The sequence below is a fragment of the Mesorhizobium sp. M4B.F.Ca.ET.089.01.1.1 genome, from assembly GCF_004022605.1.
Lineage (GTDB): Bacteria > Pseudomonadota > Alphaproteobacteria > Rhizobiales > Rhizobiaceae > Mesorhizobium > Mesorhizobium abyssinicae.
On the sequence record NZ_RZOS01000269.1, the window covers coordinates 1 to 7,848 of the forward strand.

Annotated in this window: 6 protein-coding genes and 1 pseudogene; 4 read left to right on the top strand and 3 right to left on the bottom strand. The window is 63.7% G+C overall.

Annotated elements, in window-relative coordinates; all coding sequences use genetic code 11:
- Window positions 1–1,623, bottom strand: a 1,623-nt coding sequence (locus EN780_RS22205) for a patatin-like phospholipase family protein (protein WP_189556656.1), incomplete at its 3' end; no start/stop codon positions are given.
- Between the two features lie 226 nt (window positions 1,624–1,849).
- Window positions 1,850–2,275: a VOC family protein gene (locus EN780_RS22210; protein WP_127308814.1), complete on the bottom strand. Its 426-nt coding sequence runs from the start codon at window positions 2,273–2,275 to the stop codon at window positions 1,850–1,852.
- 66 nt (window positions 2,276–2,341) lie between these two features.
- Here EN780_RS22210 and EN780_RS22215 point away from each other — a divergent pair, with 66 nt between their 5' ends.
- Window positions 2,342–2,968 (top strand): TetR/AcrR family transcriptional regulator, encoded by a 627-nt coding sequence (locus EN780_RS22215; protein ID WP_128275326.1) that lies wholly within the window; start codon window positions 2,342–2,344, stop codon window positions 2,966–2,968.
- Here EN780_RS22215 and EN780_RS22220 read toward each other — a convergent pair.
- Entirely contained in the window at window positions 2,901–3,857 is a 957-nt protein-coding gene (locus EN780_RS22220; protein WP_127391797.1) for a LysR family transcriptional regulator, read from the bottom strand. The two genes, EN780_RS22215 and EN780_RS22220, sit on opposite strands and share 68 nt — an antisense overlap.
- A 109-nt stretch (window positions 3,858–3,966) precedes the next feature.
- On the opposite strand from EN780_RS22220, the gene EN780_RS22225 reads away from it, so the two are divergent.
- The 3 genes and pseudogenes from EN780_RS22225 to EN780_RS22235 all read left to right on the top strand — a co-directional run.
- Entirely contained in the window at window positions 3,967–4,608 is a 642-nt protein-coding gene (locus EN780_RS22225) for an FMN-dependent NADH-azoreductase (RefSeq protein ID WP_128275327.1), read from the top strand.
- 166 nt (window positions 4,609–4,774) lie between these two features.
- A complete protein-coding gene (locus EN780_RS22230; protein ID WP_128275328.1) occupies window positions 4,775–6,157 on the top strand; it encodes a 3' terminal RNA ribose 2'-O-methyltransferase Hen1 in 1,383 nt (460 codons plus the stop codon).
- Window positions 6,154–7,848 (top strand): annotated as a pseudogene (locus tag EN780_RS22235) (polynucleotide kinase-phosphatase); the annotation flags it as partial. The gene EN780_RS22230 and the pseudogene EN780_RS22235, both read left to right, overlap by 4 nt.

Consider the following 7,848-nt stretch of genomic DNA (forward strand, 5'->3'; position numbering starts at 1 on the left):
TGCCTGCCGAAGCCGGTCGCGGTAAAGGCGGTGCAACCCATTGGCATTCTCGGTGAAGTTGAAGGCCACCATTGTGACGATGGCGCTGATGGCCAGATAGTTGAGCAGCACGGTGGATTCGTCGTGCTGCCAGACCCCTTTCGCCATTCTGGCGGCCACGGCGAAAATGGCTGAGCATGCAACGAGCAGCAGCACCTTGATGACCACCGATCCGCTATAGTCATGCCTCATCGCGCCAAAGAAGCCACTGAGCCGGCCGGGGGCCAGATCGTCGGCGAGATAACGAACCACAAAGGTTCGCGCCGCCAGAAACAGCGCCATCGATATGACAAGGATCGTGAACAGGACGCGATTGTCGGCCGTCAGCCAGGCTGGACCGTAGGCATAGCCGCTGTCGCGGCCAAACAGCCACGATACGTCGAAGCCCCAGATCGTGATCGGCGAAAAGATCTTGATGCCCCAGATCGTGATCAGCAGAAAGAAGCCGTAGATCAGCAGGGGCAGGGCAAGACCGAGTGCAAGAAATGCCGCGCGCGCCAGATAGCCGCGCAGCTGGTGTCCGATCCCCGGCGAATTCAAGGCCTTCTGCAGCCAGGAAATCAGAATACCCCTGAAGGCGGCGGTGGCTGTGACGATTGCCGCGGCCGCCGTGATCAGCACCTTGAGCGTCTCCATTGTCGTCTGCCGATGACCAGCCTTCGGAGAGGTCACCTCGATCAGCCACAGGATGATCTTCGGCTGAATTTCAATCAGGAGCAGGCCGGCGGTGACCAGCAGCAGGGTGCGACCGCCCTTGGCCCATCTGCTGTCCTGTTCCAGGCGCTCGCCTTTGCGCGCAAAGGCATAGCTGTCGGTATAGGACCGTCGCAATCCCCAGACGACCAGCCAGACGGCGAGAACCACCATCATCGAACGCGAGAGCACGAACGGGTTGGCCACCAGCGACCGCAGGCTGGCGGCCCATCCCGCCTTGCCCCAATCGTCGCCGAAGAGCCAGTTGGCGACGTCGAGCACGATGCTGTGCCCGAGATGATCGGTGGTCGGGTTGGTCAGGATGACGAATGTCGCCAGCGGCAGGATCAGCGTCAGCAACAGCAGGACATTGACCATCCAGCCGCGCATCAGAATGCCGATCGACAGCGTGATATCCTGGAAGCCGCGCGGCGCCAGGAAACGGCTGTTGTCGCGGATGTGGCCGACCAGCGCGTTGTCGCGCACGTCGTCGCCCGAGGCGAAGGGAAAATCGGGCCGCTTGCGCTTGCCACTTTTCGCCGGCGCGAGTTCCTGGCGCGTCATGTCGGCGATCATCGCCGATCCGATGTAGCCGCCGCCCGATACCGTCGACAGATAGTCGATCCGAGGTATGAGCTTGTACTGGTCGAGGGCCTGAAGCGCGCCGAGGCAGAGCGAAGCCGATCTTATCCCGCCACCCGAAAGCGCCACGCCGAACAGCCAGGCTGGATCACCCTTGGCAACGGAAGCGGGCTTGCCGCCAGTATCTTTTGATGCATCGACGCCGAGCGCGCGGCGGCGATCGAGGATGGCGTCATACTCCGCCCGCAGAACCGTCTCGAATTTGTCGGTATACGGGCCAGAATTTGATTCCTCTCCTCGACTGGCCATAGCTATCCCCCGACACCGCTATTGCTGAACAATACAATAGGCAAACAAGGTTTTTCGCAAGGATTATTGCCGTCTGGAAAGTGAAACCGCCGCTTGGATCATCCGTAACTTGAAAATCACGGGCGACTTTAACGGCAGCATGCGCTTTGCTTCGCGAGGCACTCGGCCCGCCAGGCGGCCGCCCGCCGGCATCGCCATGCCGACAATTGCCGCCAACGGTCGCCGCTCAGCCCGCCGCCGCTCCCTGCACGAACTGCGCCTGAAATTCGGGGCTCGGCGGGATCGGCTTGATCACGTCGATCAGCACGCCGTTCGGATCCCTGGTGATGAAATGGCGCTGGCCGAAAGGTTCGTCGCAGAGAGTTCTGAGGATCGGCAGGCCGGCGGCCAGCACCCGCTGATAGATCGCGTCGGGGTCGCGGACCTCGAAATTGATCAGCAGGCCCGACGTGCGGCCCCGCCCTTCCTCCGGGATCGTTTCGTGGTCGCCCTGGACGATGCCGAGATTGACCCGGCGGTCCTCGGCCGACTGCAGATGCACATACCAGTCGCTCTCGAACAGCGGCTTGAAGGCGAAATGCTCGACATAAAATTCTTTCGTACCGGCGACGTCGCCTGTCATCAGCACCGGATAGTAGCTCGTCGTCTTCATCTTTCCTTCTCCCGTCAAACAACATACAGTCTGCATGTAAATGCAATTAACATACAGGCTGCATGTATGCAACGAGGATCCTCGCGCCGCTCCAACCGCGACCGCACCGAGGCGACGCGCGCCGATCTGATCGACGCCGCACGAAAACTATTCACCGAAAAGTCCTATGCCGAGACCGGCACGCCGGAGATCGTCGCCGCCGCCGGCGTCACCCGAGGCGCGCTCTATCACCATTTCGCCGACAAGCAGGCGCTGTTTGCCGCCGTGGTCGAGCAGGAGGCTGGCGCGGTGGCCGAAGAGATCGAGCGCGCCTCGCCCGCATCGCTCCCTGCCCGCGACGCGCTGATCGCCGGCTCGGACGCCTATCTCGCGGCGATGCGGGCGCCGGGCCGCACTCGGCTGCTGCTGCTGGACGGGCCTGCCGTGCTCGGCCGATCCGCCATGGATGAGATCGACAACCGCCATGGCAACCGTTCGCTGCGCGAAGGCCTCGTCGCGGCGATGCGCGAGCAGTCCATGGCAAGACTGCCGATCGAGCCGCTGACCGCATTGCTCGCCGCTGCCTTCGACCGCGCCGCGCTTGCCGTCGAAGCGGGAGCATCGAGCGGCGACTACCGCGCCGTGCTCATGGCGCTGATCGACGGTCTGTCTCCGGCTCCTCCTCGGTCCACACGCCCGGCTCCATCTCGTTGAAGCAGCCGAGCCCTCGTTTGAACCGGTCGATCAGCCAGGCCGCAGCCGGCTTCGGGCTGCTGTCATTGCGATGCATGGCAAAAAGCGGCGAACGCGCCTCCCTGAAGACCTCGAGGTCGAGCTCCACCAGCCTGCCGCTTGCCAGATCGTCGGCGATCAGCCAGCGCGGCAGGCCTCCCCAGCCAAGCCCCTCCCGCATCAGCATATGCTTGGTGCGCATATCGGTCAGCCGCCAGGTGCGGTAGGCGAAGACGCCGAAGTCGCGTCCCTTGGTGCGTTCGGACTGGTCGGTGACGACGAGTTGCGTATGTTCGCGCGCATCCTCGAGCGTCACCGGCTTCGGCAGCAGCGCCAGCGGATGGCTGGGCGCGGCGGCCAGCACGATCGACATGAAGCCGATGCGCACGAGGTGGACGTCGACCTCGCCCAGCATGCCGCCGATGCCAAGGTCGGCCTGGCCGCTGAGCACATGATCGGGAATGACGCCCAGCGTGCCGATATGCAGGCGCAGCATCACGGTCGGAAACTGCGCCTCGAACGCCTTCAGCACCCGCACCAGTACCGGCGACGGCAGCGCCGCATCGACCGACAGCGCGACTTCGGCCTCCAGTCCCTGATGATGGCCGTCGACCCGCGAGCGCATACGCTGCAGCACGCCGATCATGCGCCGCGCATCTTCGAGCATCGCCCGTCCGACTACGGTCAGTTGCGGTTCGCGCGTCCCCTCGCGCTCGAACAGTTTCAGCCCAAGCTGCGCCTCCAGGTTGGCGATGCCATAGCTGATGACGGATTGCGCTCGGTTCAGCTTGCGGCCGGCGGCCGAGAAACTGCCGGTGTCGGCAACCGCCACCAGGATCTGCAACTGGTCGAGCGTCGGATTGGGCTGCATCGTTATATCTATTTTGTGGATGGATCGTATAGAAAATATACCAGTTTTTCGAATGAGTCGAGCGACCCATATTCAGCGGGACAGTTCAATCCCACTGGAGAGCCCCGCAATGTCCATTCTTCTTGTCACCTCGAGCCCGCGCGGCGCCGCCTCGCACTCGACCCGCATCGCCACCGAGCTTGCCAACAAGCTGCTTGCCGCCGATCCGTCGAACACGCTTGTCGTGCGCGATCTCGTCGCCAATCCGCTGCCGCATATCGATCCCGACTATTCGACCGGCATCTACACGCCCGCCGAGGCGCGCAGCCAGCGCCAGGCCGAAGTCGTCGGCGTCTCGGACGCGGTGCTCGACGAGCTCTTCGCCGCCGACACCATCATCCTCGCCACCGGCTTCATCAACTTCGGCATCTCCTCGACCCTGAAGTCGTGGGTCGATCACGTCGCCCGTTCGGGCAAGACCTTCTCCTACGGCGAAGGCGGGCCGAAGGGTCTCGTCAACGGCAAGAAGGTCTATATCGTGCTCGCTTCCGGCGGCATCTATTCCGAGGGCGCGGCCGTGCAGATGGATCACGCCATCCCCTATCTGCTTGGCGTGCTCGGCTTCCTCGGCATGACCGATGTCGACGTCATCCGCATCGAAGGCGTTGGCATGGGCCCGGACGCCGTTGATGCCGCGATCGCCAAGGCGACTGCCAAGGTCAACGCGGTGGTGGCCGGAACCGCCGGCAAGCAGGTTGCGGCAGCGGCGTAACGCACGACGCCATCCACCGAAGCAAAAAGGCAGGCGCCAGCGCGGCGCCTGCCTTTTTGTTTGTGGTGCCTGCTCACTCGGCCAGCGCATAGCGCCCCAGTCCAGGCTCAGTAGATAGCCGTGCAACGCCATTGGTTATTCTGCCGGTCTGCGCTATCGATCGCTGATGTTCCTGTCCGTTGCTACAACACATCGTCCGGCCACAGATCTCGGTTTCTTGCTGCACAAGCATCCCGATCGTCTGCACGAGACCGAGCTCGCCTTCGGAAAGGCGTGGTTGTTCTATCCCGAGGCAACCGAGGAGCGTTGCGAGGCCGCACTTCTCCTCGATGTCGACCCGATCGGGCTCGTACGGGGCAAGGGCCAGGCGGAAGGCCTGCTGGACCAATATGTAAACGACAGGCCATATGCGGCATCGTCCTTCCTGTCGGTGGCGCTCAACAAAATGCTGCGGACCGCGATGACCGGCATTTCAAAGGAGCGCCAGGAACTGGCCGAAAGCGCGTTGCCGCTGGAGGCCGTGGTGACACCGCTGCCGATGCATGGTGGCGAGGCACTGGTTCGAGACCTGTTCGAACCCTTGGGTTGGACCGCCGATCTGGCGCCAATCGAGAATGTCGGGGATGGGGCAGGCAAGTGGCGATACGGTCATCTGAAGCTGACTGGGACAGGCCGGCTAAGCGGTTTGCTGAACCACCTCTATGTCCTGATCCCTGTGTTGGACGACGCAAAGCACTACTGGGTCGGTGAGGCCGAGATCGACAAGCTGCTGTCAAAGGGTGAAGGCTGGCTGGAAAACCATCCCGCCAAAGACCTGATCGTGCGCCGCTATCTGCGCAATCGCGGTGCGTTGGCCCGCATCGCCCTTGAGCGGCTCGCTCCCGAGACGGCCGGCCAGTCACTGTCCCCCGAAGTCAGGGACGCGCCTGAGGAAGCGCTGGAGGTGCCCATTCGGCTGAACGACCTGCGCATGGACGCAGTGGTCGAGGCCATTCGGGCGACCGGCGGAGCCGTTATCGCGGATCTGGGATGCGGCGAAGGCAAGCTGCTCTATCGCCTCGTGCGCGAGCGATGGGTCCACAAGCTGTTCGGGCTCGACCCGGCAATGCGCGAATTGGAATGGGCTGCGAAGCGTCTCAAGCTGAATGAGTTCGGTGGACCGCCCGAGGGTCGGGTCACGCTGTTGCATGGATCGCTGACATACCGGGACAGTCGCTGGGCCGAAGCCGACGTCGCCGTGCTGGTTGAGGTGATCGAGCACCTCGACGACGACAGGCTGCCCTTGATCGAACGCATCGTTTTTGGCGAGACGGCGCCGAAGTCCGTGATCGTCACCACTCCGAATGCGGAGTACAACGCACTGTTTCCGAAGCTGGCTCCGGGCAATTTTCGCCACCCCGACCATCGCTTCGAATGGAGCCGGGCGCAGTTCGAAGCCTGGGCTGACAATATCGGTAAGATCTATGGCTATGCCGCCGCCTTCAGCGGTATCGGGGCTGTTGACGCCGTCCTGGGCGCGCCCACGCAAATGGCGGTGTTCACGCGGTGAGAGAGCCCGACAAGACCGACCTCGCCCTTCCCGATTTCTCGCTGGTGGTGCTGATCGGCTCGACCGGATCGGGCAAATCGACCTTTGCCGCCAAGCACTTCCTGCCGACCGAAGTCATCTCCTCGGATCGCTGCCGCGCGCTTGTGTCCGACGACGAGACCAATCAGGACGTTTCGGCGGACGCCTTCGAGTTGATGCGCGAGATTGTTGGCAAACGACTCAAGCATCGCAAGCTGGCAGTTGTCGACGCCACCAACGTGCGCGCAGCCGACCGCAAGGCGTGGATCGAATTGGCGCGCAAGTGGCATGCTCTGCCAGTCGCCGTCGTCATCGATCCAGGCGTCGACGTCTGCATCGCGCGCAATGCAGCGCGACCCGACCGGCAATTCGGCGCCGGTGTGGCCCAACGCATGACGACCGAGATCCGCAAGGGTCTTGGCGGCCTGCAACGCGAGGGCTTCCGCCAGGTCTGGAAGCTTGGCAGCGAGGCCAGCGTCGATGCCGCCAAGGTTTCGCGCCAACCGCTGTGGACCGACAAGCGGGACGACTCCGGTCCGTTCGACATCATCGGCGACATCCACGGCTGCGCCGACGAACTTCAGACCTTGCTTGGCCAACTCGGCTACAGCGTCGCCTGGTCCGAGGATCGCGGCGACCGAACGGTCGTCGTCACCCCGCCGGAGGGACGCAAGGCCGTCTTTGTCGGAGATATCGTCGATCGCGGCCCCAACTCGCCCGCCGCGCTGCGCATCGTCATGGGCATGGTGGCCGCCGGCACTGCTTACTGTGTCCAGGGCAATCACGAACGCAAGCTCGGCCGCTGGCTGGAAGGCCGCAAGGTCACGGTCGCTCACGGCCTGCAGCAAACCATCGACCAGTTGGATGCTCAGGATCGCGGCCTGCGAGAGGCTCTGCCGGCTTTCCTCGACGGTCTGCGCAGCCACGTCTGGCTAGACGGTGGACGCCTGGCGGTTGCCCACGCCGGCCTCAAGGAAGAGATGATCGGACGTGGTTCGGGCGCCGTGCGAGAATTCGCTCTCTATGGCGAGACCACGGGCGAGATCGACGAATTCGGCTTGCCCGTCCGTGCCGACTGGGCCACGACCTATCGCGGCAAGACGGCCGTGATCTACGGGCATACGCCGATGCTGTCGGCGGAATCGCTCAACAATACCCTGTGCATCGACACCGGCTGCGTTTTCGGCGGCAAGCTGACGGCCTTGCGCTGGCCGGAGCGCGAACTTGTCGAGGTGCCGGCAATCCAGGTCTGGTCCGAACCGATACGTCCTTTGGGTGGATCCGATCTCGGCAAATCGGCCCAGGCCGACGCCGACGGCGTGCTCGACTATCAGGACGTCTCGGGTCGCCGCTGGGTCGAGACCGAACTAAGGGGCCGGATCGTCGTGGCCGAGGAGAACGCGTCGGCGGCACTGGAGGTGATGAGCCGCTTCGCGCTGGCGCCGCAGTGGCTGGTGTATCTGCCGCCGACGATGTCGCCGTCCGAGACCAGCAACCAAAGCGGCTGGCTCGAGCGTCCCGAGGAAGCCTTCGCTTACTTTCGCTAACGTGGCGTCGCTGAGGTCGTTTGCGAGGAAAAGCATATGGGTTCGCGGGCCGTCATCGCGCTCTGCCGGAACGCGCGGACGGCGCGCGAACGCTTCGGTGTTTCAGGAAACGAGACCGGCGCGATC